Below are 223 nucleotides of genomic sequence, written 5' to 3' on the forward strand. Positions count from 1 at the left end.
TTTTACTTTCTCTTTTTGTTTCTTCTGATATTCCTCATCTGCTTGACGAAACTTTTTGGCAATGCGCCGTAATTCTTTTTCTGTCACTTGTAAGTTATGTATATATGACTCCATAAGTTTCGTTGATCTCACATATTCCCCATAAAAACGCTGGCTCGTTGCTCCTTGCCATTGCATTTGAATACTAAATATAGATTGATTGAGATTTTGTTGTATACTCTGG

General features: G+C 35.0%; 1 protein-coding gene. It reads right to left on the reverse strand.

What is annotated here, in order from left to right:
- Positions 1-223 (reverse strand): WXG100 family type VII secretion target (locus MR063_RS21705; protein ID WP_242201350.1); only part of this gene is annotated, 223 nt, incomplete at both ends.

This window comes from Bacillus cereus group sp. BfR-BA-01492, assembly GCF_022662815.1.
In the GTDB taxonomy this organism is placed as follows: Bacteria; Bacillota; Bacilli; order Bacillales; family Bacillaceae_G; genus Bacillus_A; species Bacillus_A cereus_BD.